Genomic DNA, 24,759 nt, shown 5'->3' with positions numbered 1-24,759 from the left:
GAAGTTCTAAGGTGAGTGCCTGTGAGCGTGCTGGTGATCACCGGAACCGGGACAGAGGTCGGCAAGACCGCCGTCACCGCGGGCATCGCGGCGCTGGCCAGGGCAGAGGGCAGACGGGTCGCGGTGCTCAAGCCCGCGCAGACCGGTCTGCTGCCCGGCGAGCCGGGCGACGTGGCCGAGGTGGCGCGGCTGGCAGGCGACGTCACGACGCGTGAGCTGGCGAGATACCCCGACCCGCTGGCGCCGGCCACCGCCGCCAGACGCGCGGGCATGGCCACCGTGCACCCCAAGGACGTCGCCGCGGCCGTGACGGAGCTCGACGCCGACCACGACCTGGTGCTCGTCGAAGGAGCCGGCGGGCTGCTCGTGCGGTTCGACGAGGGCGGTTCGACCCTGGCCGACATCGCATGGGCGGTGAACGCACCGGTGCTCGTCGTCGCCCAAGCGGGGCTCGGCACGCTCAACACGACCGCGCTGACCGCCGAGGCGTTGCAGCGGCGCGGCCTGGAGGCCATCGGCGTCGTCGTGGGCAGCTGGCCGCCGCACCCCGACCTCGCGTCCCTCACGAACCTCGCGGACCTGCCGGAAGCGGCCGGTGCCCCGTTGCTCGGCGCGCTCCCGCAGGGGGTGACGAAGCTCGGCGCCCCGGACTTCCTGGCGGTGGCCAGGAGGTCGTTCTCGCCCTGGTTCGGCGGTGCGTTCGACCCGGACACGTTCGCCGCTCAGTTCGCGGTCCAGTGACCTACGTCGCTGCACGATGAAGGATTCAGTGCGGCATAGTGCACGCCAGGCCACAGGAGGAGGAGAGACAGTGACCGCAGCCCCGGAACGGATCGACGTGCTCGACGAGGCTCGTGAGCAGGTGCTCGAACGAGGAGTCGGCCTGTCCGAGGCACAGGTCCTGCGGGTGCTCGAGCTCCCCGACGACCGCGTCCCCGAGCTGCTCGCGCTGGCCCACGAGGTCCGCGAGCGCTGGTGCGGTCCCGAGGTCGAGGTCGAGGGCATCGTCTCGCTCAAGACCGGCGGCTGCCCGGAGGACTGCCACTTCTGCTCGCAGTCCGGCCAGTTCCCCTCACCGGTGCGCTCGGCGTGGCTCGACATCCCCGGCCTGGTCCGCGCGGCGCGGCAGACCCGCGACACCGGCGCGACCGAGTTCTGCATCGTCGCGGCCGTGCGCGGCCCGGACAAGCGGCTGCTCTCGCAGGTCCGCGACGGCATCAAGGCCATCCGCGCCGACGGCAACGACATCCAGATCGCCTGCTCGCTCGGCATGCTCACGCAGGAGCAGGTCGACGAGCTCGTGGCGATGGGCGTGCACCGCTACAACCACAACCTGGAGACGGCCCGCTCGCACTTCCCGGAGGTCGTGACCACGCACTCCTGGGAGGAGCGCTGGGACACGCTGAAGATGATCCGCGCCGCCGGCATGGAGGTCTGCTGCGGCGGCATCATCGGCATGGGGGAGACGCTCGCGCAGCGCGCCGAGTTCGCGGTGCAGCTCGCGGAGCTGGAACCGGACGAGGTGCCGCTCAACTTCCTCATCCCCAACCCCGGCACGCCGTACGAGAACTACCCGGTCGTCGAGGGCGCCGAGGCGCTGCGCACGGTCGGCGCGTTCCGGCTGGCGCTGCCGCGCACGATCCTGCGGTTCGCCGGCGGTCGTGAGCTGACGTTCGGCGACCTGGGTGCGAAGCAGGGCATGCTCGGCGGCATCAACGCGATCATCGTCGGCAACTACCTGACGAACCTCGGTCGCCCGGCGCAGCAGGACCTCGACATGCTCGAAGAGCTGTCGATGCCCATCAAGGCGCTGAGCCAGACCCTGTGATGGTCACGACCGTGTACTGCTCGTTCTGCGGCAAAGAGGAAGCTGACGGCGACCACGCGTTCTGCCGTCAGCGACTGTCCCTGATCGACCCGCCGCGCTACTGCGCCGAGTGCGCCCGCCGGATGGTCGTCCAGGTGACCCCGGACGGCTGGACGGCGCGCTGCAGCCGTCACGGCGAGACGACGTCGGCTCGGTAGTAACCTTCCGCGACATGGACGACATCGCAGCGCCGGTGCGCATCGAACCCGTGCCGGAGCCGCCGTACGTCTACCACTACGTCCGGCCGCGGCCGAAGGTCGTCGTGAAGCGCGACCTGCTGCCGGGGCTGTCGGTGCTGCTGACGACGTCCGTCTTCGGCATGGTGGCCGCGTTCCTGTGGGCGTGGCTCGCCCCGCCGCAGACGAAGGTCGCCTCCCCGCAGGAGGGTGTCGGCTTCCAGCCGTTCGGGGTGGAGAGCTACCACCGGCTGGACGCGCTGATGGTGTTCGTCGTCATCGGTCTCGGCGCGGGCACCGTCACCGGCATCGCGGTCTGGATGCTGCGCCAGCGCCGCGGACCGGTCGTGATGTTCGCGATGACGCTGGGTTCGCTGGGCGCGGCGGCGCTGATGCAGTGGCAGGGCACCAAGACCGTGGAGGGCATGTACCCGCAGCCGGCCACCGCCCAGCCCTACGACGTCGTGCAGTTCGCGCCGCAGTTGGAGACGTGGTGGGGAGTTCTCGCGTGGCCGTTGGCGGCGGCGCTGACCTACGGCTGCTGCGCGGCCTGGAACGGCCTGGACGACCTGGGGCGGCGCCTCGGCTGAGGCGCCACCCTCCCCGGCTGCCTACCCGACGCGGTAGGCGAAGTCCGGCATGTCGGTCACGAACATCTGCCCCGGCGCGTGCGTGATCGCGAACGGCGGCCGCGACCGCATCAGCACCGCCTGCGGGGTCACGCCGCACGCCCAGAACACCGGCACGTCACCGGGTTCCGGCTCCACCGCGTCGCCGAAGTCGGGCGCGTGCACGTCCTCGATGCCGAGCATGCGCGGGTCGCCGGTGCCCACCGGGGCCCCGTGCACCGACGGCATCAGCGCGGTGACCTTGTGCGCGATGTCCACAAGGGACTCCGGTACCCACCGCATCGACACGACCATCGGCCCGTGCAGCCGTCCGGCCGGCCGGCACTGGAGGTCCGTGACGAACATGGCGACGTTGCGGCCCTGCTCGACGTGCCGCAGCGGCACGCCCGCGCTCTTCAGCGCCGTCTCGAACGTGAAGCTGCAGCCGATCAGGAACGTCACCAGGTCGGCGCGCCAGTGCCCGGTCGCGTTCTCCGGTTCCGCCACCAGCTCGCCGTGCTCCCAGACCCGGTAGCGCGGCACGTGGGTCCGCACGTCCGCGTCCGGCTTGAGCGAGCTGACCGTCTCGCCCGCGTCGAGGACGTCGAGCACGGGGCACGGCTTGGGGTTGCGGTGGGTGAAGAGGAGGAAGTCGTAGGCCCAGTCCCTGGGAACGGCGATCAGGTTGGCCTGCGCGAGTCCCGGTGCCTTGCCCGCCGTCGTCATCCCAGCTCCTCGTTCACCGTCTCGGGCAACCAGATGAGCGCCACGACCGCGATCCCGTAGGCGGCCGCTCCGAACAGCATCGCACCGCCGATGCCCAGCCGGTCGGCCATGAACCCGACGAGACCGGGGAACACCGCGCCGAACGCGCGCCCGAAGTTGTAGGTGAAGCCCTGGCCGGTGCCGCGCAGCCGCGTGGGGTAGAGCTCGGACAGGTAGCTGCCGAACCCGCTGAAGATCGCGCTCATGCAGAACCCGAGCGGGAAGCCCAGGAACATGACCAACGTGTTGGCACCGTTGGGGATCTGCGTGTAGGCCACGATCAGCAGCGCGCTGGCGACCGCGAAGAGCACGAAGGTTTTCTTGCGCCCCAGGCGGTCCGTGAGGTAGCCGCCGCACACGTACCCGATCCACGCGCCGGTGATGAGGAACGCGAGGTACCCGCCGGTGCCGATGACCGTGAGCCCGCGCCCGGTCTGCAGGAACGCCGGCAGCCACGTGGCGAGCGTGTAGTAACCGCCCTGCACACCGGTCGCGAGCAGCGCGGCGAACAGCGTGGTCTTGAGGATCGGCCCCCGGAAGATCTGCGGGAACGTACCGCGCGGCCGGGGCTGCGCCGCGACCTCGGGGGCGTCGTCGACGTTGCGCCGCACGTAGAAGACGAGGACCGCGGGCAGCGCGCCGGTCCAGAACATGACCCGCCACGACCAGCTCGGGTCCGCGAGCGAGCTGACCAGCGTGTTCACGACGACCGCGAGCCCCCAGCCGACCGCCCACGCGCTCTGGACGAACGCCACCGTGCGGCCGCGGTACTTCGGCTTGCAGTACTCGGCCACGAGGATCGCCCCGGCCGCCCACTCACCGCCGAACCCGAGGCCCTGCAACGCCCGGAACACCAGCAACGTCTCGTAGTTCGTCGCGAAGCCGCACAGCACGGTGAAGAACGCGTACGCCACCACCGTGATGACCAGCGTCTTCGCTCGCCCGAACCGGTCGGCCATCACCCCGGCCACCGCGCCGCCGACGGCGCTCATCAGCAACGTGCTGGTGCCCAGCAACCCGGCCTCGGCCTTGGTGAGGCCGAAGTAGCCGGTGATCGCGACCAGGCTCAGCGGCAGGACCCAGTAGTCGTAGGAGTCCAGCCCGTACCCGCCGAACGCACCGATGAAGGCGCGCTTGCCCTTCGCGCCGAGACTGCGGAACCAGGCAGCGCGCCCTGTCTCCTCGGTCGTGGTCGTGCTCATGGGACACCTCGCAGCGTGGTGGAGGAGTGGTGGGGTGTGATGTGGCCCTCACTGTAAGGATTGTTCAACAATCCCACAAGACCACAATCCAACGATCCCTCCGGCGCTCCCACCCTGCTTCTCCGGCATCTGCAAGTACCACCAACTCTTGATCAAACCGTCGCTGAGCACCTCCAACTGGTTCGGCGCGCGCCGAACCAGTTGGAGGTAGTTACGAGCCTGTTGATGTCGGGTTGGTGGTACTTGCAGATGCCGGGCGGTCAGTTCGGGTTCGGCACGTGGCCGAACTCGGTCAACGGCACCGGAACCGCCTTCAGCGCGCTGAAGATCCCGGTCTCCCGGTGCAGCATCCGGCGCACCAGCCGCAGCCGCCGCGCCGGCGACGTCTCCTCCAGCAGCCGCTGGCGGTCGTCGACCGGCAGCAGGCAGTCGGCGGCGAGCAGGTACGACAACGCGCCCAGCTCCACGTCCGCGGCCGGGGCCGACCAGTCCTCGCGGTGCCAGGCGGCGCCGCAGTAGCGCTCGTGGGCGGCGCGGGCCCCGCGTTCCAGGATCGGCACGACCTCCAGCGCCGCCTCGGGCACCGGGACGTCGTCGAGGTACTCGACGCTGCCGAGCAGGTACGGGGCGGTGGTGGTGTCGACGTCGAGCAGGCGGAAGCGGCGCACCCCGCGCGTGACGATGTCGAAGCGGCCCTCCGGCAGCGGGCGGGCGTCGAGCAGGTCCGCCGAGCAGCCGATGTCCTGCAGGGAGCGGACGTTGTCGGCGCCGACCTCCCAGCCCTCCTTGATGCAGACCACGCCGAAGGTGCGGCCGAACAGGGTGCCGGTCATCAGGTCCACGACGAGCTGGCGGTAGCGCGGCTCGAAGATGTGCAACGGCAAAGACGCACCGGGCAACAGCACGGTGCCCAGGGGGAACAGGGGGAGCGTCTCGGCCACGCGTGCAACGTTACGGGGTGCCACCCCCGCCTGCTGGACGGCCGGATCCCGGCGGTCTCAGCACGGCGAACGGATCGGTGACTTTGATTCCCCTTGCGCTGAACCGGAACAGTGCGGCGGGGCGGCCGCCGGACGGTCCGGGCGGTGCGGTGCCGCCGGTCGGTTCGAGCAGCAGGCGGCGCGACAGCACGCGCTGCAGGTTCGTTGCGGAGACCCGGTAACCGAGTGCCGCGGAGTAGTGGTCGCGCAGCAGGGAGATGGTGAACTCCGGTGGCGCCAGCGCGAAGCCGAGGTTCGTGTACGACAGCTTCGAGGCGAGCCGGTGGCGGGCCCGGTGCACGATCGCGGAGTGGTCGAACGCCATGAGCGGCAGCGATTCCACGCAGTGCCACGCCGTGTCCGCCGGCACCTCCGGGTCGACGTCGGAGGGGACCAGGCCGAGGAACGCCGTCGCCACCACGCGGGGACCGGGAACGCGGCCGGGGGCGCTGAAGACGGCCAGTTGCTCCACGTGAGACAACTGTCGCGCGTCGACCTTCTCCGCGAGCTGGCGGCGGATCGACGACTCCACGTCCTCGTCCACCCGCAGGCCGCCACCCGGCAGCGACCAGCGGTGAGCGTGCGGCTCCCGCGCGCGTTCCCACAGCATGACCTGGAGTGACGCACCTCTCACCCGCAGCACGGCTGCCAGAACTTCGTGCCCCACACCTGCCACCCGGCTGATACTATCGGCCACGTTTTCGACCAATAGGCGAAAACCCCGGACCGAGGAGGCAGTGATGGTCGCTACCGCAACCGTGGAGCGAACCGCTTCGGGTGTGTACGGCGGAGTCGAGCCGAACGCCGCGTGGCGGGACGAGGTGCTGCGGCTCGCCGAGGAGCGGGACGCCGTCATCCTGGCGCACAACTACCAGCTGCCCGAGATCCAGGACATCGCCCACCACACCGGCGACTCGCTCGCGTTGTCCCGCATCGCCGCGCAGTCCGACGCGCAGACCATCATCTTCTGCGGCGTGCACTTCATGGCCGAGACCGCGAAGATCCTGTCGCCGGAGAAGACCGTGCTGATCCCGGACGAGCGCGCGGGCTGCTCGCTCGCCGACTCGATCACCGGTGCGCAGCTGCGCGAGTGGAAGGCGCAGCACCCCGGTGCCGTCGTGGTGTCCTATGTGAACACCACCGCCGAGGTGAAGGCGGAGACGGACATCTGCTGCACGTCGTCGAACGCCGTCGACGTGGTGCGCTCGATCCCCGCCGACCGCGAGGTGCTGTTCTGCCCGGACCAGTTCCTGGGCGCGCACGTCAAGCGCGAGACCGGTCGCGACAACCTGCACGTCTGGGCGGGCGAGTGCCACGTGCACGCCGGCATCAACGGCCCGGAGCTGGCCGAGCGCGCCGCCGCCAACCCGGACGCGGACCTGTTCATCCACCCGGAGTGCGGCTGCGCGACCAGTGCGCTGTACCTGAGCGGCGAGGGCATCGTCCCGGCGGAGAAGGTCAAGATCCTCTCGACCGGCGACATGATCACCGCCGCGCGCTCGACCAGCGCCCGCAAGGTGCTGGTCGCCACCGAGGTCGGCATGCTGCACCAGCTGCGCAAGGCCGCCCCGGAGATCGACTTCCGCGCCGTCAACGACCGCGCGTCCTGCACCTACATGAAGATGATTACCCCGGCCGCGCTGCTGCGGTGCGTGCGCGACGGCCTGGACGAGGTGCACGTGGACCTGGAGACCGCCCAGCGGGCCCAGGGCGCCGTGCAGCGCATGATCGAGATCGGCCAGCCCGGCGGCGGTGAGTGATGACCGCGCGCTGGGAGGCGCGGGCCGACCTGATCGTGGTCGGCACGGGCGTGGCGGGCCTGACCGCCGCGCTGCGGGCGCGTGAGCTGGGACTGCGCGTCCTGGTCGTCACCAAGGCGGCCGGCGACGACGGCAACACCCGGTGGGCGCAGGGCGGTGTCGCGGTCGTGCTGGAGGACCAGCACGACCCCGGTGACTCGGTCACCCGGCACATCGGCGACACGCTGACGGCCGGTGCCGGTCTGTGCGACGACGCCGCCGTGGCCGCGATCATCACGGACGGACCCGCGGCCGTGGCCCGGTTGCGGGAGCGCGGCGCGCTGTTCGACGCGCGGCCCGACGGTCTGCTCGAACGCACCCGCGAAGGCGGCCACAGTGCGTTCCGGGTCGTGCACGCCGGTGGCGACGCGACCGGTGCCGAGGTCGAACGCGCGTTGCTGAAGGCCACTGTGGACGGACGGGTTCCGTTGCTGGAGAACCACGTCGCCGTCGACGCGGTGAAGACGCCGCTCGGCGCGGTCGGCGGTCTGCTGGTGCTCGACGGCAACGGCGTGCCCGGTGTGCTGACCGCGCCCGCCGTGCTGCTCGCGACCGGTGGCCTCGGGCAGATGTACCAGGCGACCTCGAACCCTTCCGTGGCCACGGGCGACGGCCTCGCGCTGGCGCTGCGGGCCGGTGCGCTGGCCGCGGACGTGGAGTTCATCCAGTTCCACCCGACCGTGCTGTACACGGGCCGGGGCGCGCGTGGCCGGTGCCCGCTCGTCACCGAGGCCGTGCGCGGCGAGGGTGCCGTGCTGGTCGACGCGACGGGCGCGCGCGTGATGAAGGGCGTGCACCCGCTCGAAGACCTCGCCCCGCGCGACGTCGTGGCGGCGGCGATCACCCGGCACATGGCCGGTGGGCCCGGTGGCGTCGACGACCACGTGTTCCTGGACGCGACCTCGTTGCACGACATGGCTTCGCGCTTCCCGACCGTGCACGCGGCCTGCACCTCGGTGGGCATCGACCCGGCCGTGGACCCGATCCCCGTCGCCCCTGCGGCTCACTTCGCCTGCGGCGGCGTGGTCTCCACGGTCGACGGCCGCACCGGCGTGACCGGTCTGTACGCGGTCGGCGAGGTCGCCCGCACCGGTCTGCACGGCGCGAACCGGCTGGCGTCCAACAGCCTGCTCGAAGGCCTGGTGTGCGGCACCCGTGCCGCCGAGGCCGTGGCGTCGGACCTGGCCCTGAAGCTGATCGCCCCGGCACGCGCGGCCGAGCCCTCGCTGCCGACCGCTCCCGTGGCGGACCGCGACCTGCTGCAGCGCGTCATGTCGCGCTACGCCGCGATCGGCCGTGACGCGGAAGGCCTGGCCGTCGTCGGCTCGGCGCTCGACGTGTCCACCGTGGACAAGCAGCTGGAGTCGCGCGAGCTCGTCGAGGACGCGGCGCTGACCACGGCCGCCCGCGCGTTGATCGCGGCGGCCCAGGAACGCACCGAGTCGCGCGGCTGCCACGTGCGCACGGACTTCACCGAGCGGTCCGACGTGTGGCGGCGCAGCCAGCTCGTCCGGCTCACCCCGAGCGGCCAGCCCGTGCTGGCCGACCCCGTCCTGACCCACCCCGTGCTGGCGGAGGTTGTCGCATGACCACCGAGTTCGACTGGGACGACGCGAACCGGGTCATCCAGCTCGCGCTGGAGGAGGACCTCCGCTACGGCCTGGACGCCACGACGCTCGCGACCGTGCCGGAGAAGGCCGTCGCGACCGCGGAGATCACCCCGCGCGCGGCCGGCGTGCTGTGCGGCGTTCCCGTTGCGCGGGCGGCGTTCCAGCGCTACCTGCCCGAGGTCGAGGTGCTCTCCGAGGCCACCGACGGCGACAAGGCGGTGCCCGGCGAGCCCGCGCTGGTGCTGACCGGCCCGGCCCGCGGCCTGCTCACCGTGGAACGCACCGCGCTGAACCTGGTCTGCCACCTCTCCGGCATCGCGACGCAGACCGCGCGCTGGGTGGCGGCGGTCGAGGGCACCGGTGCCGCCATCCGCGACAGCCGCAAGACGTTGCCGGGCCTGCGGTTGCTGCAGAAGTACGCGGTCCGCTGCGGCGGCGGCGTGAACCACCGCATGGGCCTCGGCGACGCGGTCCTCATCAAGGACAACCACGTCGCCGCGGCCGGTTCGGTCGGCGCCGCCATCCGCGCGGCCCGCGAACACGCCCCCGACCTGCTGATGGAGGTGGAGGTCGACAGCCTCGCGCAGCTCGACGAGGCCATCGCCGAGGGCGCGGAACTGGTGCTGCTCGACAACTTCACCCCCGAGCAGTGCGCGCAGGCCGTGGCCCGCAGGCCCGCCGGGGTGAAGCTGGAGGCGTCCGGCGGCCTCACCCTCGACGTGGCCCGCCGCTACGCCGAGACCGGCGTCGACTACCTCGCCGTCGGCGGCCTCACGCACTCGTCCCCGTCACTCGACCTCGGCCTGGACCTGCGCTGACGGCCGGTACCGCCGCACGCCCACGTGCTGGACGCCGGGAAAGTTCTGCACCCGGCGCCAGTCCGCGGTCGGCGAGCCGACCCCGTTCCCCCTGGCGGAGAGGGCGTCGAGGTGGTCCTCGGCGCTGACCCACTCCGCGTAGTTGACGACCCGCTTGCCGTCCGCGCGGATGTGGAAGGCGGCGGAGATCCCGCCGGGGTGCGGGTCCGGGTCGCTGGCGAGGGCGGTGAACACCGAGTCGACCCACGCCCGTGCGGTGGCCTCGTCCTCGGTGTCGACGGTGACGAGCACGACGCAGCCGACCTCCCTGGTGGGGTCGTTCGGTCCGCCGGAGCGGTAGAGCGCGTAACCGTCGAGGTGGGTGCGGCCGCGGACGAACGCGGGCAGTTCGGGGAGGGTCATGTCCCTGATCCTGGGAGCTCGACCTAACCCGAGGTCAAGCGATCGGCCGGACGAACCGCCGGGGTTCGGCTCACCCCAGCCGCCGGTTGGCCAGCACGGGCAGGACCTCCCGCGCCTGCGCGACCGCCGCCACGTCCAGGTCGACCACCGCCACCTCCGGCCGGTCGGACAGCTGCGCCACGACGTTGCCGAACGGGTCCGCCACCGTCGAGTACCCGATGCCGGTCGGTGCGGACGAGCCCAGGTCGCCGGGGTAGGCCTGGCCGCACGCCACGACGAACGACGTGCAGTCCAACGCGCGCGCTCGCACCAGAAGCTCCCACTGCTCCTTCTTGCCGGGGCCGGCGCCCCACGACGCGCCCAGCAGCACCGCTGACGCGCCCTTGTCCGCCAGCGCGGTGAACAACGCGGGGAAGCGGACGTCGTAGCAGGTCGCCACGCCCAGGGTCACCCCGTCGAGCTCGAACGTCACCACGTCCGAGCCGGGCGCGACCGTGCGCGACTCCTGGAAGCCGAAGGCGTCGAACAGGTGGATCTTGTCGTAGCCCAGGTGCACGTCCGCGCCGGTCACCAGCGTGGTGTTGGCCACGCGGTCACCGGAGGGCGTGAACATGCCCGCCACCACCACGACGCCGTGCTCCACGGCGATCTCCCGCACCGCCGAGGCCCACGGGCCGTCCAGCGGTTCCGCGACCGGGCCCAGCGGCACGCCGAAGCGGCACATCGTCGCCTCGGGCAGCAGGACCACCCGCGCGCCGTCGGCCCTGCGCACCGCGTCGCGGACGAGCTCCAGGTTGGACCGGGGGTCGGTGGTGGAGCTGAGCTGACTCACGGCGATGCGCATGAGGACCACTGTAGGGTCGCGGACTGTGTCGCGTTACCCACTGCTCCTCGTCGTGCTGCTGGCCGTCGCGGGCTGCACCGAGACCGCCGCGCCCAACCCGGACGGTGGTGGCGTCGGCACGTCGATCGTGCTCGCCGACCGCGACGAACCGACGACGCTGAACCCGCTGCTCGGCTACGGCGCGCAGGGCGTGTCGAAGATCTACGACGGGCTGGTCGAGCACCGCCAGGACGGGTCGCTCGCCCCGCAGCTGGCCGCCGACCTGCCGCAGCCGGCGCCGGACGGCCTGAGCTGGACGGTGAAGCTGCGCGGGGACGTGAAGTTCACCGACGGCAGCACGTTCGGCGCCGAGGACGTCGTCGCCACCTACACCGCCGCGTTGCAGAGCCAGGTCAAGGACCGGTTCGCCACGCTGAAGAGCGTCGACCAGCTCGACCCGTCCACGGTGCGGTTCCAGCTGAACCAGCAGCACGCCGCGTTCCCGCACCTGCTCGTGCTCGGCGTCCTGCCGAGCGAGCAGGCGAACCCGAGCGGGCAGCCGGTCGGCACCGGCCCGTACAAGGTCGTCGACTGGAAGAAGGGCGACCGGCTGCTGCTGACGGCCAACGAGGACTACTTCGGCGGCGCGCCCAAGGTGAAGAAGCTGACCGTCGTGTTCGTCACCGACGACAACCAGCGCGCCCGCCGCATGCAGGACGGCGAGTTCGACGGCACCGTGCTGCCGCCCAAGCTCGCCGCCACCTTCCCCAACCGGTCCGGCCTCCAGGTCCGCTACCACCGCAGCGCCGACTACCGGGCCGTCGCGCTGCCCGCCGCGCACCCCGTCACCGGCAACGCCGCCATCCGCCTCGCGCTGAACTACGCGGTCAACCGGCAGGGCATGATCGACAGCCTCCTCGACGGCAAGGGCACCGTGGGCTTCACGCCGGTGCCGGACGCGCTGGCCGAGGACTTCGACCCGACGGTGAAGTTCCGCTACGACAAGGCGGAGGCCGCGCGCCAGCTCGACGCCGGCGGCTGGCTGCCGGGACCGGACGGCATCCGGGTCCGCGAGGGCGTCGCCGCCCGCTTCACCCTGATGTACCCGCTGGGCGACGACTTGCGCGCCGACCTCGCCACCGCGTTCGCCGCCGACGCGAAGGCCGTGGGCGTGGACGTGCAGCTCGCCGGCCTGTCGTGGGAGGCGATCCGCCCGCGCGTCGGCCAGGACGCGCTGCTGTCCGGCGAGGGCTCGCCGTTCGACCCCGACCTGATGCTGCACGGACTGCGCGGCCAGGGCAGCCCGGCCGCGGACGTGGCGCTGGAGAACGGCCGCAAGCTGGTCGACCCGGCCCAGCGCGCCGTGGCCTACAAGCTCTTTCAGCAGGCCTACGCGGCCGTGCCGACGATGGCGGTGCTGGTGTTCCCCGAGCACGCCTACGTGCTGCGCGACTCGTGGACCGGCTACCAGCCCGTCGTCGACCCGAACTCCTACGGAGCCCTGTCCTGGGGTCCCTGGTGGAACCTGGAGCGCTGGGAACCTAGGTGAGCCGGGCGTTGATCTCGCGGACGGCCCGCTCCGGGTCGTCCGCCCAGAACTCGACCCGCTCCACCTGCTTCGCCCCGGTCTTGCCGAGGTCGACCAGCTGCGGCCCGCGGAACGGCACCGACACGTTCGTCCTGGTCAGCGAATGGATGACGACGGCGTCACCGACCACCTCGACGGTGCGCTGACCCTTGTGGCCGCGCTCGGCGACCTCCGCGGTCGCCAGGTCCTCCGTCGGGATGCGCCAGTCGAAGAACCCCAGCTGCCGCAGCCGCAGCTCGTCGTCCGTCACCGCGTGCGGCTGCTTGTGCAGCACGTAGAGCGCGCCCACGCACACCACCACGTTCAGCCCGCCGACCAGCAGCAGCACGACCTGCAGCCACCACACGTCGAGTGCGAACGCGACGAGCGCCATGCCGACCGCCGTGATGATCAGGAACCGCCAGTACCGCGGCCGCATGCGCTTGCCGTAGGGGATCTCCACCATGGACCGGAGCCTATTTCCGCAGCGCACGCACCGCGGCCCCGGGGTTGCCCGCCCGTGGCAGAGTAGGGCCGTGAGCGACCTGATCTTCCTGGACAGCGCCGGTTCCTCGATCCCGCCCGCCGAGGTGGTCGACGAGGTGGTCGGCCACCTGCGCCGCGAGACCGAGATCGGCGGCTACCGGGCCGCCGCGGAACGCGCCGACGACCTCGAGGCGGGCTACGGGGTGCTGGCCGAGCTCTTCGGCGTGCGGCCGTCGGAGGTCGCGTTCACCGACAGCGCCACCCGCTCGTGGCTCACCGCGTTCGACGCCGTCCCGCTGGCCGCCGGCGACCGCGTGCTGGTCACCGAGGTCGAGTACGGCGGCAACGCGGTGCCGATGCTGCGCCGCGCGGAGGAGACGGGCGCGACGATCGAGGTCGTGCCGTCGGACCGGCACGGGCAGGTCGACGTCGACGCGCTCGACCTCGACGACCGGGTCAAGCTGATCTCGCTGGTGCACGTGCCCACCAACGGCGGCCTGGTCAACCCGGTGAACGAGGTCACGGCGAAGGCCCGCGAGGTCGGCGCGCTGGTCCTGCTCGACGCCTGCCAGTCGACCGGCCAGCTCGACCTGCGCGGCCTCGACTACGACCTGCTCGTCTGCACCGGCCGCAAGTGGCTGCGCGGGCCGCGGGGCACGGGCGCGCTGGTGGTGAAGGACGACGTGCGGCCCAGGCTGCGCCCCCGGCTGTTCGACCACAGCGGCGCCGAGTGGGCGGCCGCCGACCGCTACGAGCCGCGTGACGACGCCCGGTGGTTCGAGCTGTGGGAGTACAACGTCGCTGACCGGCTCGGGCTCATCGCCGCCGCGAAGTACGCGCTGGCCAAGGGCCTCGACGTCATCGAGGCCGAGGTCACCGCCCGTGCCAAGCGCTTGCGCGAGGGGCTGGCGCGCATCCCCGGCATCACCGTCCACGACCTGGGCGAACGGCACTCGGGCATCGTCACGTTCACGTCCGAGCGGGTCCCGCCGACGGAGCTCAAGGACCGGCTGTGGGACCGGGAGGTCGCCGTCACGGTGTCGCAGGCCGCGGCCACCCGGATCGACATGACCCGCCGCGGCCTGGACGAAGTAGTGCGGGCCTCCCCGCACTACTTCGTCACCGACCAGGAGGTCGATCAGGCGCTGGAACGGGTCAGCACGTCTGCCCGATGACCCGCTTCACGCAGTCCGAGTAGCTCAGCAGCAGGTCGACGGCGCGGTCGTTGCGCGCGGTCTGCGTCGCGATGGCCGTGTCGCGCGGGTAGAAGCCGTTGAGGCCGCTGCCGCTCGCCGGGTACATCTCGAAGGTGTAGGCCCAGATCTTGTGCTGGCCCCACATCCAGTCGTCGCTGCTGCCGTCGGTGATGTACAGGTCGCTCGCCTGCTCCGGCGTGTAGCCGTTGGTGGCGGCCATCTGCCTGCCCAGCGTCTGGAACGCGCGCGCCTCGTCCGCGTTCAGGCCCGTGTCGGTGTCCGAGCGGGTGTAGCCGTACGGCCACAGCACGAGCTCCGAGTACGAGTGGAAGTCGATGAACGTCTTGATCTGCTGGGCGCCACCGACCACGCGCGAGTTCACGAAGTTGCGGATGACCGAGGTCTCCGGCGCCGAGAACGCCGCGGTGCCGCGGTAGGTGTCCGACGTGCTGCTGCCGCTGGAACCACCGCAGCAGCCCCACTTGTAACCCCAGTTGCGGTTGAGGTCGGTGCCGTTGCCCTGGCGGTTCTTGCGCCAGCCGCGGAACGAGCCGGTCTCGATGTCGTACTCGGCGCCGTCCGGGTTCATCATCGGGACGAGCCAGACCTCGCGGTTGTCGACCAGGTCCTTCACCGCGGGGGTGGCGTAGTTGTCGGTGAAGCGCTTGATGATCTGCAGGCACTGCTCGACGGTCAGGTGCTCGCGGGCGTGCTGACCGCAGACGAACAGCACCTCCGGCTCGTTCTCGTCGGTCGCGACGTTGTCGCTGACCTTCAGCGCGTAGATGTCGCGGTTCTGGTAGCTCTTGCCGATGCTGCGCAGGCTCGCCAGCGTCGGGTGGTCGCGCACCGTCTGCTGCAGCTCCGCGGTCATCTCCGCGTAGTTGTGGTAACCGGCGTAACCCGACGGGAAGTCCTGCGCGCCGACCTGGCCGGGGACCGGGTCCGTGAAGTCGACCTTGCCGAGCTTCTTCAGCTCCTGCTCGAAGTCACCGACGTACTTCAGGGGCAGCCCGGTCGCCTGCAGGGCGCGGTACTGGGCCTTGTCGGCGACGACCTGGACGGTGGTGAGCTTCGTCGCGCCGAGCACGTCGACACCGATCTGGGCGACCTGCGTGCGTTCTGCGGACGTGTTCGCCTCGACCTCCAGCAGGTAGCGGCCGGAGTCGGCGGTGCTGGGCACCGCCATGCCCGCTACCAGCACGGGCAGGCACACGGCGAGCACTGCGGCGATCTTGCCGCGGCGCTTGTTGGACATCTTTCCTCCATCATCAGCAGGGGTTTGCGACGGAGTGGTGCTCGACCGAGCGTGGCGGCCCCGTCACGGGCTGAGGTAGCGCCGATAGCGGGCTGACCGTTGACAGATTTCGGCAGGAACTAGGCTGTGGGGCATGCTGAACCGCATCGACCTGCGAGGTCGCACCACGACCCCCGCTCAGTTGCGCGCCATCGTGCCGCGCGCCGAGGTGGACGTGGACGCGGTGCTGCATCACGTGCGGCCGATGGTGGACGCGGTCGCCGCCCGCGGCGTCGAGGCGGCGCTGGAGTACACGGAGAAGTTCGACGGCGTTCGCCCGGCGTCCGTCCGCGTTCCCGCCTCCGAGCTCCCGGCCGCTCTGTCCTCACTGGACCCCGCCGTGCGCGCGGCACTGGAAGAGGTCATCGCACGCACCCGGCGCGTGCACGCCGACCAGCAGCGCGTCGGCACGACGACCCAGGTGGTCCCCGGCGGCACCGTCACGGAGAAGTGGGTGCCGGTCGCGCGCGTCGGCCTCTACGCGCCCGGCGGCCTCGCCGTCTACCCGTCGACGGTCGTCATGAACGTCGTGCCCGCCCAGATCGCCGGCGTCGAGTCGCTGGTCGTGGCCTCACCGCCGCAGGCGGAGTTCGGTGGCCTGCCGCACCCGACGATCCTGGCCGCCGCCGCGTTGCTCGGCGTCGACGAGGTGTGGGCCGTGGGCGGCGCCCAGGCCATGGCCCTGCTGGCGCACGGCGGCGTGGACACCGACGGCGCCGAGCTGGCGCCGGTCGACGTCATCACCGGACCCGGCAACATCTACACGACGGCGGCGAAGCGGTTGCTGCGCGGCCTGATCGGCATCGACTCCGAGGCCGGGCCCACGGAGATCGCGATCCTCGCCGACTCCTCCGCCGACCCGGTGCACGTGGCCGCCGACCTGATCAGCCAGGCCGAGCACGACCCGCTCGCCGCCTCGGTGCTGGTCACCGACTCCGACGAGCTCGCCGACGCGGTGGACGCCGAGCTGGAGCGCCAGGTCGGCGCCACCAAGCACGTCGACCGGATCCGCACGGCGCTGTCCGGCCCGCAGTCCGGCATCGTGCTCGTGTCCTCGGTGGACGAGGGCGTGCGCGTGGTCGACGCCTACGCCGCGGAGCACCTGGAGGTCCAGACGCGCGACGCCCGCGCCGTGGCGGACCGGGTCCGCTCGGCGGGCGCGATCTTCGTCGGTCCGTACGCGCCGGTGTCGCTGGGCGACTACTGCGCCGGCTCGAACCACGTGCTGCCCACCGGTGGCTGCGCGCGGCACTCGTCGGGGCTCTCCGTGCAGACGTTCCTGCGCGGCATCCACGTGGTCGACTACTCCGAGGAAGCCCTGCGCGAGGTGGCGGACAAGGTCGTCGCGCTGGCCAACGCGGAGGACCTGCCCGCGCACGGTCAGGCCGTGACGGCGAGGTTCCCCCGATGAAGCCGGTGGTCGGCGCGCGGGTCGAGCTCTCCGACCTGCCGCTGCGCGAGGACCTGCGCGGCCGCACGCCGTACGGCGCACCGCAGCTCGACGTGCCGTACCGCCTCAACACCAACGAGAACCCGTACGCGCCGACGGACGCGCTGGCCGCCGACGTCGTCGCGGCGGTCGCGGAGATCGCCGGGGAGCTGCACCGCTACCCGGACCGCGACGCGATGGCGTTGCGCGAGGACCTGGCCGCCTACCTGACGGAGGCGACCTCGGTCACCCTCACGTCGGAGAACGTCTGGGCCGCCAACGGGTCCAACGAGATCCTCCAGCAGGTGCTGCAGGCGTTCGGCGGGCCCGGCCGGGTGGCGCTCGGGTTCGAGCCGTCGTACTCGATGCACCCGATCATCGCCGCCGGCACCCGCACCGAGTGGTCGCCGACGCCGCGCCGCCCCGACTTCTCGCTGGACGTGGAGAAAGCGGCGGCGATCATCGCCGAGACCCGCCCGGACGTCGTCTTCGTGACGTCGCCGAACAACCCGACCGGCCAGTCGATCCCGCTGGAGGACCTGCGGCTGCTGATCGCGTCCACCACCGGCGTGATCGTCGTCGACGAGGCGTACGCGGAGTTCTCGCCGCAGCGCAGCGCGATCGAGCTGCTCGACGAGTACGGCGCGCAGCTGATCGTCTCGCGGACCATGTCGAAGGCCTTCGCGTTCGCCGGCGGCCGGCTCGGCTACCTGGCCGCGGCGCCGGCCGTGGTCGACGCGTTGCAGCTGGTGCGCCTGCCCTACCACCTCTCGCAGCTCACGCAGGCGGCCGCGCGGGCCTCCCTGCGGCACGCCGCGGAGACGCTGGGTTCGGTGGCGCTGCTGGCCGCCGAACGCGACCGCGTGATGGCCGAGCTGAGCGCCCTGGGTTTCCAGGTCGTGCCCTCGGACGCGAACTTCGTGCTGTTCGGCTGGTTCGAGGACGCGCGGTCGACGTGGAGGTCCTACCTGGACCACGGCGTGCTGATCAGGGACGTCGGAATCGCGGGTCACCTGCGGGTGACCATCGGAACGCCCGAGGAGAACGACGCTTTCCTCGCGGCCAGCAAGGAGGTCAGCCGGTGAGTCGCGTGGGCAAGGTGGAGCGCACGACCAGGGAGTCGTCGGTCCTCGTGGAGATCGACCTGGACGGCACCGGCCAGGTGGAGATCAGCACCGGCGTGCCGTTCTACGACCACATGCTCACCGCGTTCGGTGTGCACGGCTGCTTCGACCTGGTCGTGCGCGCCACGGGCGACACGCACATCGACGCGCACCACTCGGTCGAGGACATCGCGATCGTGCTCGGCCAGGCGCTGCGGGAGGCGTTGGGGGACAAGAAGGGCATCCGCCGCTTCGGCGACTGCTGGATCCCCATGGACGAGACTCTCGCGCACGCGGCGGTCGACGTCTCCGGCCGCCCGTACACCGTGCACCGCGGCGAGCCGGAGCAGTTCAACAGCTTCGTCATCGGCGGCAACTACCCGTTCGTGCTGAACCGGCACGTGTTCGAGTCGCTGGCGTTCCACGCGCAGATCGCCCTGCACGTGCGCGTGGAGTACGGCCGCGACCCGCACCACATCGCCGAGGCCGAGTACAAGGCGATCGCGCGTGCCCTGCGCGCGGCCGTGGAGCCCGACCCGCGCGTCGGCGGCGTTCCGTCGACCAAGGGCGTGCTCTGATGCCCAAGGAGGTCGTCGTCATCGGCCTGCTGGCGTTGGCGGGCTTCCTGGGTGGCGGGGTGTACTCGACGTGGAAGACCGCGAGGGGCGCGGCGGTCGTCCTGCTGGTGCTGGCGGTGATCGCCGTCGGCGGCGCGGTGCTCTGGCTGATCTAGGTCCGGACCACCAGAATCAGGCGAGTGAGCGAGCCGCCCGAATACGACGCGTTCTTCTCGTGCAGCCGGGCGTTGGACGGCACGCTCGCCCCTGAGCTGCGCCGCGGCGTGGAGCGGTTCGCGAAGCCCTGGTACCGGCGGCGGGCGGTGCGGGCGTTCCTCGACGACGCCCCGCCGCCGGACACCCCCGGCCGCTGGGCGTCGATCGAGTCGGCGCTGGGCCGGTCCCGCTGGCTGGTGCTCCTCGCGTCACCGGAGGCGGCGGCCTCGCCGCGGGTCGCCCGCGAGGTCGGGTGGTGGCTGGAACACCGGTCGGCACACCGGGTCCTGGTGGTGCTGACGGCGGGGGAGTACTCGGCGTCGGTGCCGGCGGCGCTGCGGACCGCGCTGGGCCAGGAACCGCGCTGGGTCGACCTGCGGTGGCTGCGCTCGGCCGATCAGGTCGACCCGTCGAACCCGCGGCTGCGGGCGGCCGTCGCCGGCATCGCGAGCACCGTGCGGGGCGTGCCCGAGGACGACCTCGTCGGCGAGCACGTCCGCGAGCGCCGCCGGACCGTTCGGCTGGCGCGCGGTGCCGTGACGGCACTGGTGCTGCTGACCGCCGCCGTGCTGGTGGCGGCGTTCCTCGCGGTGGGACAACGGGACTCCGCGCGCGACCAGGCCAGGACGGCGACCGCCCGCGGCCTGGCGTCGGCGGCCGTCGCCTCGGTGCGCACGGACCTGTCGCTCGCGCAGGCCCTGGCGGCCGAGGCGTACCGGGTCGAGCCGAACGAGCAGACGCGCGCCGCGTTGTTCCAGGCGCTGACCGCGAGCCCGCAGCTGGACCGGTACGTGCCCGTCGGCGGGGTGGTGTCGTCGCTCGCGGCCTCGGCGGACGGGAAGGTCGTGGTCGCGGGAACCGAGGACGGTCGCGTGGTGCGGCTGCCGCTGACCGGCGGGCGCACCGAGGAACGCGTGTCGTCGAACCCGGTGAGCACGGTCGCCGTGAGCGCCGACGGCGGCGTGGTCGTGGCGGCCTCGTCGGGTTCCGCGCTGCGCTGGGACCGTTCCGGCGCGCACCGGACCGACCTGCCCGGCCACCCGGCCGTGCTGACCGCGGTGTCACCGTCCGGCCGGTTCTCCGCCGTCTACACCGCACCGGCCGCGGACGGTGCCACCACCGGCACCCGGACCGTCCACGACGGACAGACCGGCCAGGTGGTCACCCGCGCGGAGACCGCGTCGCCGGTGACGTTCCTGCGCCTGCCCGACGACGGCACGCTGCTGGAGGTCTCCTACGACAGCTGGGTCCGCCGCTCGCCCGCGACCCTGGACGTCACCTCGGCCACACCGGCGGGTCCCGCACCCGCCTTCGGTGTCCGGGCCGGCCTCTCGCCGAACGGCGACCACTACGGCTACTCGTGGGAGGGCGAGACCGCGCTGTGGACCACCACGGCCGCGTTCACCCCGGCCCCGCTGTCCCGCGTCCCCACCGGCCGCGCCAGCCCGTCGTTCGTCGCGGTCAGCCCGGACGGCGCACGCACCGCCGTCGCCGACACCGGCACGATCCACGTCTACGAGATGACCGGCCCCGACCCCGGCGAACGCGTGCGGCTGGAGGGCAACACCGCCACGCCGTTCGTGGAGTTCCTGGGCGACGGCGACCACCTGGTGTCCGCCACCCGCGACCAGCTGGTGCTGTGGGACCTGACCCGCAACACCCGCATCAGCCGGCCGGAGCCGACAGCGGTGCCCCTGGTGTGCACGGCGTGCCCGCCCCCGTTCGTGGCGTCGGCGAACGGCCGGACCGCCGTGGCCTCCGGCGAGGAGCTGGCGGTCGACTCCCGCGCACTCGGCGCGGAACAGCCGAACCTGTTCGGCCCGCCCGTCTGGAACGGCGACCACCTGTTCCTGGTGACCACCCCCGACGGCATCGGCGAGACGTGGGAGGTGCGCGACGGCATGCGCCGCCTCGCGCAGTGGAAGGGCACGGTCACAGCGGACCACGTGCTGGCCATGGCCGTCTCCGCCGACGAACGCCGCGTCGTGACCGTGAACGAGCTCGGCGACGTGCAGGTCCTCGAAGGCCCCGACCTCGCCGTTGCGCGAACGACCACCCTGAACCGCGAACTCTCCCAAGACGGCTGGCCGCCCGCGGGCCACCTGGCGGCGGTGAGCCCCGACACCGCTTTCGCCGCCGTCGCGACCCCGGACTCCGTCACGGTGGTCGACGTGTCCACCGGCACCCAGCACCCGTTGCCCGGCGGCAAGGCCCGAGCGGTGACCTTCACCCGCGACACCCTGCTCGTCCAGCGCGCCGACCGCATCGAGGCCTGGAACCCCGCCGGCACCTCGCTGCGGCACACGTTCCGCACCGACCCGGGCTACCTGCCGGGCCTCTCGGCGAACTCCACCTTCGTCACCCAACTCCGCCGCGACCGCGTGCTCGTCCTCTCCTGGCTCGCGACCGGCGACCTGGTCGGCGAGGTGCGCCTGGCCGAACAGGCGGGCAGGTACGGCCGCATCGGCACGGCGTTCGACGGCGACACGCGCCTGCTGACGGCGATCTCCGAAACCGACCTGCGCACGTGGGACCTGTCGGCCGAGAACTGGGTGCGCGCTGCCTGCGCCTCTGCGGGGCGGGCGGTGACGGAGGAGGAGTGGCAGCGGTTCGCCGGGAGTCCGCCGGGGGAGCTGACCTGCGGGTGAGGGGGTTCAGCGGCCGGTTCTGGGGTTGTTTCGCTTGTCGGTGCGGTCGAGGTAGGCCGCCGGGACGTGCTGGGTGAGCCACACGCCGTTCGCGCTGACCCGGAACTCGTGCCCGTCCGCGTGCATCCCCTTGGCATCCACGACCAGGACCAACGGCCGCCCCCTGCGCGCCCCGACCCGGCGAGCGGTCTCCCGGTCGGGCGACAGGTGCACGTCGTGCCGCGCCATCGGCCGCAACCCGTCGCGCATGATGTCGTCCAGGTACTGCTCGACGGTGCCGTGGAACAACTCGTCCGGCGGCGTGGCTGGTGCGAGCGCGAGGTCGACCTCGACGCTGTGCCCCTGGTTCGCCCGAATCCGGTCGCCGTCGATGGTGAAGCGCTGCTTGTCGTTCCTGCGGACGACCTCTTCGAGCTCTTCGCGGCTGACCTTGAGCGCGGCGAGGAGGTCTGCGGTCGCGACCCAGCCCTGGGCGTCGAGGGTGAGGCCGAGGCGTTCCGGCTGGTGTCTCAGGGCCTTCGACATCCGCTTGGAGAGGCGGATCATCCTTTCGTCTTCCATGGCCCTCAGGAAAGCACGGCGGTCGAGCGGGTTTTCGGTGCTCGGCCCGCGGTGTCGAGGCGTGCGCGTCACTCGGACGGGTGAAGGTTGTCCGGATCTGCGTCCTGGGTCGTCTGATGGGGTGGTGAGTTCGAATTCGTGTCCGGAACTCATGATCGAGTTCGCCCCGGGATGAGGAGGCGCGGGGGCCGGCAGAGGTTCGTGGAGAGGAGTCAGCGTCTGGAGGGGTGAGCGCCGGGAGGGGGAGTCGGGAGGGACGAGCGTCGGGGAGGAACGCCGTCAGGGCGGGAACTGGTCTGCGGACGTCGGGCAAGGCGCGCGACCGGGGTGCTCACGCGACCTGCCCGCTGCACATCGCCCGCGCCAACACACCGCGTCCACGGCACCGCCGCGCGTCCACGGCACCGCCACGTCCCCGCAACGCGCCAACGCGCCTACGTCACCGCGGCGTGCCACCGCACCCCCGCACCGCCGCCCACCGCCGCGCCGCGGCCCACCGCCGCGCCGCGGCCCACCCCCGCACCGCCGTCCACCGCCGCGCCGCGCGCCCGCGCCACCGCGGAGCCCACTACGCCGACCCGCCCTCCAGCACCGGCTTCAACCGCGGCGCCCCGGGCCCGAGCTCCGCCTGCTCGTCGTCGATGTTCTGCAACGCACAACTGCGCAACGACAAACACCCACACCCGATGCACCCCGTCAGCCGGTCCCGCAGCCGGAACAACGCGTCGATGCGCGCGTCGAGCTCGGCCTTCCACGAGCGGGACAGCCGTTCCCAGTCGGACTTGGTCGGGGTGCGGTTGTCGGGGAGCTGGGCGAGGGCGTCGCGGACGGCTTCGAGGGTGAGGCCGACGCGTTGCGCGGTGCGGATGAAGGCGAGGCGGCGCAGGACGGAGCGGGGGTAGCGGCGTTGGTTGCCGGCGGTGCGCACGGAGCCGATGAGGCCGCGGTCCTCGTAGAAGCGCAGGGCGGTGTGGGGGACGCCGCTGCGTTCGGCGACCTGGCCGATGGTCAGCATTTCGGGCAGCTTGCTCACCTGATCATCGTAGCCGCTTGACCTCCAGCATGGTGGAGGTTGAAGAGTTGGTGGCATGCAACGGATACCGGAGCTCTTCGCGAGGATGACCGGGGACGAGAAGCACGAGTGGGCCGCCGCCTCCACGATCGACGTGCTGTGGGTCCTCTACGACCGGGTGCTGAACGTGTCGCCGGCGACGGTCGACGACCCGGGGCGGGATCGGTTCCTGCTGTCCAAGGGGCACGGGCCGATGGCCTACTACGCCGTGCTCGCGGAGAAGGGGTTCATCGACGAGTCCGCTTTGGACGGCTGGACGTCGTGGGACAGCCCGCTCGGGCAGCACCCGGACCGCGTGCTCGTCAACGGGGTGGAGATCAGCAGCGGGTCGCTCGGGCACGGGTTGCCGATCGCGGTCGGGACGGCCATCGGGCAGCGGGTCGCCGGGAGTGCGGGGCGGACGTTCGTGCTGGTCGGGGACGGGGAGCTGGACGAGGGCAGCAACCACGAGGCCATCGCGGTCGCGGCGCGGCGCGGGGTCGGCAACCTCACCGCGATCGTGATCGACAACGAGAGCGCGTGGTACGGCTGGCCGGGTGGGGTCCAGGAGCGGTTCGCGGTCGAGGGGTGGGCGGCGACCACCGTCGACGGGCGGGACCACGAGGCGATCTTCGCGGCGTTGACCGCGCGGTACGACCGGCCGAACGTCGTCGTCGCCAGGACGGGGAAGAGCTCATGACCATGCGCGAGGCGTTCATCAAGACGGTCAACCAGGCGCTGCACACCGATCCGAGGGTGGCTGTCGTGACCGCTGTCATCTCGGCGGTCAACTTTCCACAAGACCACGAACGAGTAGTAGACGTCGGCATTCGCGAACAGGCGATGGTCGGTGTTGCGGGCGGGCTTGCGCTCACGGGACTGCGTCCTGTCGTGCACAGCTACGCGCCGTTTCTGGTCGAGCGGCCGTACGAGCAGATCAAACTCGATATCGGTCATCAGGACGTCGGTGCGGTGTTCGTGAGTATCGGTGCTTCGTACGACGACCCGGTGTGGGGGCGTACGCATCAATCGCCGGGAGATGTCGCATTGTTCGACACGCTTCCGGGATGGGAAGTGCACGTGCCCGGTCATCCGGAAGAGGTCACTCCTCTGCTTGAGGAAGCTCTCAAAAAAGACAACCGCGTCTACCTGAGGCTTTCGCTGCGCGAGAACGCGCAGGCGTATCCGGTGGGTGAGGGGTTCACCGCGTTGCGTCACGGAAAACGCGGAGTGGTGCTTGCCGTGGGACCGATGCTCGACCGTGTGCTCAAGGCCGTCGAAGCCGAGAACGCCGACGTCACGGTGCTGTACGCGGCAACGGTCCGGCCGTTCGACTCGGACGGTCTGCGGAAAGCGGTCGAGGACACCGACCACGCCGACGTGCTCGTCGTCGAGCCGTATCTCGAAGGAACTTCATCCCACCTGGTTTCCGAAACCCTGCAACAAATCCCGCACCGCGTTCGTTCTACGGGTGTCAAACGACACGCAGAGCTCCGCAACTACGGCACGGCCGAGGACCACGACGCTGCGCACGACCTCGACGTGGTGGGGCTGGGGAGCACTGTGCGGAGTTTCTTCAGGGGGTGAAGGAACATGTT

Annotated in this window: 27 protein-coding genes; 16 read left to right on the top strand and 11 right to left on the bottom strand. The window is 71.7% G+C overall.

Features of this window, described 5'->3' with window-relative positions; translation table 11 throughout:
* Positions 1 to 21: 21 nt before the first annotated feature.
* From bioD to AB0A63_RS14830, 4 genes are all read left to right on the top strand, one after another.
* Positions 22 to 741, top strand: coding sequence for a dethiobiotin synthase (gene bioD, locus AB0A63_RS14845; protein WP_360390448.1), 720 nt, complete (start codon positions 22 to 24; stop codon positions 739 to 741).
* Positions 742 to 811: 70 nt separating this feature from the next.
* Positions 812 to 1,828, top strand: coding sequence for a biotin synthase BioB (bioB, locus tag AB0A63_RS14840; protein ID WP_360390446.1), 1,017 nt, complete (start codon positions 812 to 814; stop codon positions 1,826 to 1,828).
* On the top strand, positions 1,828 to 2,025 hold the full coding sequence (locus AB0A63_RS14835) for a hypothetical protein (RefSeq protein ID WP_360390444.1): 198 nt from the start codon (positions 1,828 to 1,830) through the stop codon (positions 2,023 to 2,025). Before bioB ends, AB0A63_RS14835 begins: the two co-directional genes overlap by 1 nt.
* 14 nt (positions 2,026 to 2,039) lie before the next feature.
* On the top strand, positions 2,040 to 2,633 hold the full coding sequence (locus AB0A63_RS14830) for a DUF2567 domain-containing protein (RefSeq protein ID WP_360390441.1): 594 nt from the start codon (positions 2,040 to 2,042) through the stop codon (positions 2,631 to 2,633).
* A 21-nt stretch (positions 2,634 to 2,654) separates the two neighbouring features.
* On the opposite strand, the gene AB0A63_RS14825 is transcribed toward AB0A63_RS14830, so the two are convergent.
* From AB0A63_RS14825 to AB0A63_RS14810, 4 genes are all read right to left on the bottom strand, one after another.
* Positions 2,655 to 3,377, bottom strand: a complete 723-nt coding sequence (locus tag AB0A63_RS14825; RefSeq protein WP_360390439.1) for a putative hydro-lyase — start codon at positions 3,375 to 3,377, stop codon at positions 2,655 to 2,657.
* On the bottom strand, positions 3,374 to 4,618 hold the full coding sequence (locus AB0A63_RS14820; protein ID WP_360390436.1) for an MFS transporter: 1,245 nt from the start codon (positions 4,616 to 4,618) through the stop codon (positions 3,374 to 3,376). Before AB0A63_RS14820 ends, AB0A63_RS14825 begins: the two co-directional genes overlap by 4 nt.
* Positions 4,619 to 4,878: 260 nt before the next feature.
* Entirely contained in the window at positions 4,879 to 5,559 is a 681-nt protein-coding gene (locus AB0A63_RS14815; RefSeq protein ID WP_360390433.1) for an LON peptidase substrate-binding domain-containing protein, read from the bottom strand.
* Positions 5,560 to 5,569: 10 nt separating this feature from the next.
* Complete coding sequence (locus tag AB0A63_RS14810; RefSeq protein ID WP_360391460.1) at positions 5,570 to 6,238, bottom strand: NUDIX domain-containing protein; 669 nt, start codon at positions 6,236 to 6,238, stop codon at positions 5,570 to 5,572.
* A gap of 100 nt (positions 6,239 to 6,338) precedes the next feature.
* Here AB0A63_RS14810 and nadA point away from each other — a divergent pair, with 100 nt between their 5' ends.
* The 3 genes from nadA to nadC are packed head-to-tail and all read left to right on the top strand — an operon-like array spanning position 6,339 to position 9,825.
* Positions 6,339 to 7,358: a quinolinate synthase NadA gene (gene nadA, locus AB0A63_RS14805; RefSeq protein WP_360390430.1), complete on the top strand. Its 1,020-nt coding sequence runs from the start codon at positions 6,339 to 6,341 to the stop codon at positions 7,356 to 7,358.
* Complete coding sequence (locus tag AB0A63_RS14800; protein ID WP_360390427.1) at positions 7,358 to 8,986, top strand: L-aspartate oxidase; 1,629 nt, start codon at positions 7,358 to 7,360, stop codon at positions 8,984 to 8,986. Before nadA ends, AB0A63_RS14800 begins: the two co-directional genes overlap by 1 nt.
* Positions 8,983 to 9,825, top strand: a complete 843-nt coding sequence (nadC, locus tag AB0A63_RS14795; RefSeq protein ID WP_360390424.1) for a carboxylating nicotinate-nucleotide diphosphorylase — start codon at positions 8,983 to 8,985, stop codon at positions 9,823 to 9,825. Before AB0A63_RS14800 ends, nadC begins: the two co-directional genes overlap by 4 nt.
* Here nadC and AB0A63_RS14790 read toward each other — a convergent pair.
* Both AB0A63_RS14790 and AB0A63_RS14785 read right to left on the bottom strand, forming a co-directional pair.
* Complete coding sequence (locus AB0A63_RS14790; protein WP_360390421.1) at positions 9,796 to 10,227, bottom strand: hypothetical protein; 432 nt, start codon at positions 10,225 to 10,227, stop codon at positions 9,796 to 9,798. The genes nadC and AB0A63_RS14790 overlap by 30 nt on opposite strands.
* A gap of 70 nt (positions 10,228 to 10,297) precedes the next feature.
* Positions 10,298 to 11,071, bottom strand: coding sequence for a carbon-nitrogen hydrolase family protein (locus AB0A63_RS14785; protein WP_360390418.1), 774 nt, complete (start codon positions 11,069 to 11,071; stop codon positions 10,298 to 10,300).
* 25 nt (positions 11,072 to 11,096) lie between these two features.
* Here AB0A63_RS14785 and AB0A63_RS14780 point away from each other — a divergent pair, with 25 nt between their 5' ends.
* Positions 11,097 to 12,599 carry an ABC transporter substrate-binding protein gene (locus AB0A63_RS14780; RefSeq protein ID WP_360390416.1) on the top strand — a complete coding sequence of 501 codons (1,503 nt, stop codon included), beginning with the start codon at positions 11,097 to 11,099 and terminating at the stop codon, positions 12,597 to 12,599.
* Here the strand turns inward: AB0A63_RS14780 and AB0A63_RS14775 are convergent.
* Positions 12,592 to 13,083: a hypothetical protein gene (locus tag AB0A63_RS14775; protein ID WP_360390413.1), complete on the bottom strand. Its 492-nt coding sequence runs from the start codon at positions 13,081 to 13,083 to the stop codon at positions 12,592 to 12,594. The two genes, AB0A63_RS14780 and AB0A63_RS14775, sit on opposite strands and share 8 nt — an antisense overlap.
* Positions 13,084 to 13,153: 70 nt before the next feature.
* Between AB0A63_RS14775 and AB0A63_RS14770 the strand changes: the two genes are divergently transcribed.
* The gene (locus AB0A63_RS14770; protein ID WP_360390410.1) at positions 13,154 to 14,278 is read left to right on the top strand and encodes an aminotransferase class V-fold PLP-dependent enzyme; all 1,125 of its coding nucleotides are present in this window, start codon (positions 13,154 to 13,156) and stop codon (positions 14,276 to 14,278) included.
* Here AB0A63_RS14770 and AB0A63_RS14765 read toward each other — a convergent pair.
* Positions 14,259 to 15,557: a M14 family metallopeptidase gene (locus AB0A63_RS14765; protein WP_360390408.1), complete on the bottom strand. Its 1,299-nt coding sequence runs from the start codon at positions 15,555 to 15,557 to the stop codon at positions 14,259 to 14,261. The two genes, AB0A63_RS14770 and AB0A63_RS14765, sit on opposite strands and share 20 nt — an antisense overlap.
* Before the next feature lie 133 nt (positions 15,558 to 15,690).
* Here AB0A63_RS14765 and hisD point away from each other — a divergent pair, with 133 nt between their 5' ends.
* Genes hisD through AB0A63_RS14740 form a run of 5 tightly spaced genes read left to right on the top strand, consistent with a single transcriptional unit; the run spans position 15,691 to position 21,549 of the window.
* Positions 15,691 to 17,007, top strand: coding sequence for a histidinol dehydrogenase (hisD, locus tag AB0A63_RS14760; RefSeq protein WP_360390405.1), 1,317 nt, complete (start codon positions 15,691 to 15,693; stop codon positions 17,005 to 17,007).
* Positions 17,004 to 18,110 carry a histidinol-phosphate transaminase gene (locus AB0A63_RS14755; protein ID WP_360390403.1) on the top strand — a complete coding sequence of 369 codons (1,107 nt, stop codon included), beginning with the start codon at positions 17,004 to 17,006 and terminating at the stop codon, positions 18,108 to 18,110. Before hisD ends, AB0A63_RS14755 begins: the two co-directional genes overlap by 4 nt.
* Positions 18,107 to 18,706, top strand: a complete 600-nt coding sequence (hisB, locus tag AB0A63_RS14750) for an imidazoleglycerol-phosphate dehydratase HisB (RefSeq protein WP_360390400.1) — start codon at positions 18,107 to 18,109, stop codon at positions 18,704 to 18,706. The genes AB0A63_RS14755 and hisB overlap by 4 nt, the downstream gene beginning before the upstream one ends.
* The gene (locus AB0A63_RS14745; RefSeq protein ID WP_360390397.1) at positions 18,706 to 18,861 is read left to right on the top strand and encodes a hypothetical protein; all 156 of its coding nucleotides are present in this window, start codon (positions 18,706 to 18,708) and stop codon (positions 18,859 to 18,861) included. Before hisB ends, AB0A63_RS14745 begins: the two co-directional genes overlap by 1 nt.
* Before the next feature lie 24 nt (positions 18,862 to 18,885).
* Positions 18,886 to 21,549 carry a hypothetical protein gene (locus tag AB0A63_RS14740; protein WP_360390395.1) on the top strand — a complete coding sequence of 888 codons (2,664 nt, stop codon included), beginning with the start codon at positions 18,886 to 18,888 and terminating at the stop codon, positions 21,547 to 21,549.
* Between the two features lie 6 nt (positions 21,550 to 21,555).
* Here AB0A63_RS14740 and AB0A63_RS14735 read toward each other — a convergent pair whose 3' ends face one another.
* From AB0A63_RS14735 to soxR, 3 genes are all read right to left on the bottom strand, one after another.
* The gene (locus tag AB0A63_RS14735) at positions 21,556 to 22,110 is read right to left on the bottom strand and encodes an RNA 2'-phosphotransferase (RefSeq protein ID WP_360390393.1); all 555 of its coding nucleotides are present in this window, start codon (positions 22,108 to 22,110) and stop codon (positions 21,556 to 21,558) included.
* A gap of 434 nt (positions 22,111 to 22,544) precedes the next feature.
* The gene (locus AB0A63_RS14730; RefSeq protein ID WP_360390390.1) at positions 22,545 to 22,679 is read right to left on the bottom strand and encodes a hypothetical protein; all 135 of its coding nucleotides are present in this window, start codon (positions 22,677 to 22,679) and stop codon (positions 22,545 to 22,547) included.
* On the bottom strand, positions 22,679 to 23,143 hold the full coding sequence (gene soxR / locus AB0A63_RS14725; RefSeq protein WP_360390388.1) for a redox-sensitive transcriptional activator SoxR: 465 nt from the start codon (positions 23,141 to 23,143) through the stop codon (positions 22,679 to 22,681). The genes AB0A63_RS14730 and soxR overlap by 1 nt, the downstream gene beginning before the upstream one ends.
* Positions 23,144 to 23,198: 55 nt before the next feature.
* On the opposite strand from soxR, the gene AB0A63_RS14720 reads away from it, so the two are divergent.
* Positions 23,199 to 23,861 carry a thiamine pyrophosphate-dependent enzyme gene (locus AB0A63_RS14720; RefSeq protein ID WP_360390385.1) on the top strand — a complete coding sequence of 221 codons (663 nt, stop codon included), beginning with the start codon at positions 23,199 to 23,201 and terminating at the stop codon, positions 23,859 to 23,861.
* A complete protein-coding gene (locus AB0A63_RS14715; RefSeq protein WP_360390382.1) occupies positions 23,858 to 24,748 on the top strand; it encodes a transketolase C-terminal domain-containing protein in 891 nt (296 codons plus the stop codon). The genes AB0A63_RS14720 and AB0A63_RS14715 overlap by 4 nt, the downstream gene beginning before the upstream one ends.
* Positions 24,749 to 24,759: the final 11 nt, after the last annotated feature.

Source organism: Lentzea sp. NPDC042327, from assembly GCF_040647275.1.
In the GTDB taxonomy this organism is placed as follows: Bacteria; Actinomycetota; Actinomycetes; order Mycobacteriales; family Pseudonocardiaceae; genus Lentzea.
The sequence above is the reverse complement of the archived record's forward strand: the minus strand, read 5'-3'. Positions and strand labels throughout refer to the sequence as shown.

Coding starts and splice junctions, on each gene's coding strand:
- AB0A63_RS14755 (WP_360390403.1), top strand. CDS start 17,004: ATGAAGCCGGTGGTCGGCGCGCGGGTCGAGCTCTCCGACCTGCCGCTG.
- AB0A63_RS14800 (WP_360390427.1), top strand. CDS start 7,358: ATGACCGCGCGCTGGGAGGCGCGGGCCGACCTGATCGTGGTCGGCACG.
- hisD (WP_360390405.1), top strand. CDS start 15,691: ATGCTGAACCGCATCGACCTGCGAGGTCGCACCACGACCCCCGCTCAG.
- nadC (WP_360390424.1), top strand. CDS start 8,983: ATGACCACCGAGTTCGACTGGGACGACGCGAACCGGGTCATCCAGCTC.
- AB0A63_RS14735 (WP_360390393.1), bottom strand. CDS start 22,110: ATGGAAGACGAAAGGATGATCCGCCTCTCCAAGCGGATGTCGAAGGCC.
- AB0A63_RS14825 (WP_360390439.1), bottom strand. CDS start 3,377: ATGACGACGGCGGGCAAGGCACCGGGACTCGCGCAGGCCAACCTGATC.
- AB0A63_RS14820 (WP_360390436.1), bottom strand. CDS start 4,618: ATGAGCACGACCACGACCGAGGAGACAGGGCGCGCTGCCTGGTTCCGC.
- AB0A63_RS14790 (WP_360390421.1), bottom strand. CDS start 10,227: ATGACCCTCCCCGAACTGCCCGCGTTCGTCCGCGGCCGCACCCACCTC.
- AB0A63_RS14765 (WP_360390408.1), bottom strand. CDS start 15,557: ATGTCCAACAAGCGCCGCGGCAAGATCGCCGCAGTGCTCGCCGTGTGC.
- AB0A63_RS14715 (WP_360390382.1), top strand. CDS start 23,858: ATGACCATGCGCGAGGCGTTCATCAAGACGGTCAACCAGGCGCTGCAC.
- AB0A63_RS14785 (WP_360390418.1), bottom strand. CDS start 11,071: ATGCGCATCGCCGTGAGTCAGCTCAGCTCCACCACCGACCCCCGGTCC.
- AB0A63_RS14830 (WP_360390441.1), top strand. CDS start 2,040: ATGGACGACATCGCAGCGCCGGTGCGCATCGAACCCGTGCCGGAGCCG.
- AB0A63_RS14835 (WP_360390444.1), top strand. CDS start 1,828: ATGGTCACGACCGTGTACTGCTCGTTCTGCGGCAAAGAGGAAGCTGAC.
- nadA (WP_360390430.1), top strand. CDS start 6,339: ATGGTCGCTACCGCAACCGTGGAGCGAACCGCTTCGGGTGTGTACGGC.
- AB0A63_RS14720 (WP_360390385.1), top strand. CDS start 23,199: ATGCAACGGATACCGGAGCTCTTCGCGAGGATGACCGGGGACGAGAAG.
- AB0A63_RS14775 (WP_360390413.1), bottom strand. CDS start 13,083: ATGGTGGAGATCCCCTACGGCAAGCGCATGCGGCCGCGGTACTGGCGG.
- AB0A63_RS14745 (WP_360390397.1), top strand. CDS start 18,706: ATGCCCAAGGAGGTCGTCGTCATCGGCCTGCTGGCGTTGGCGGGCTTC.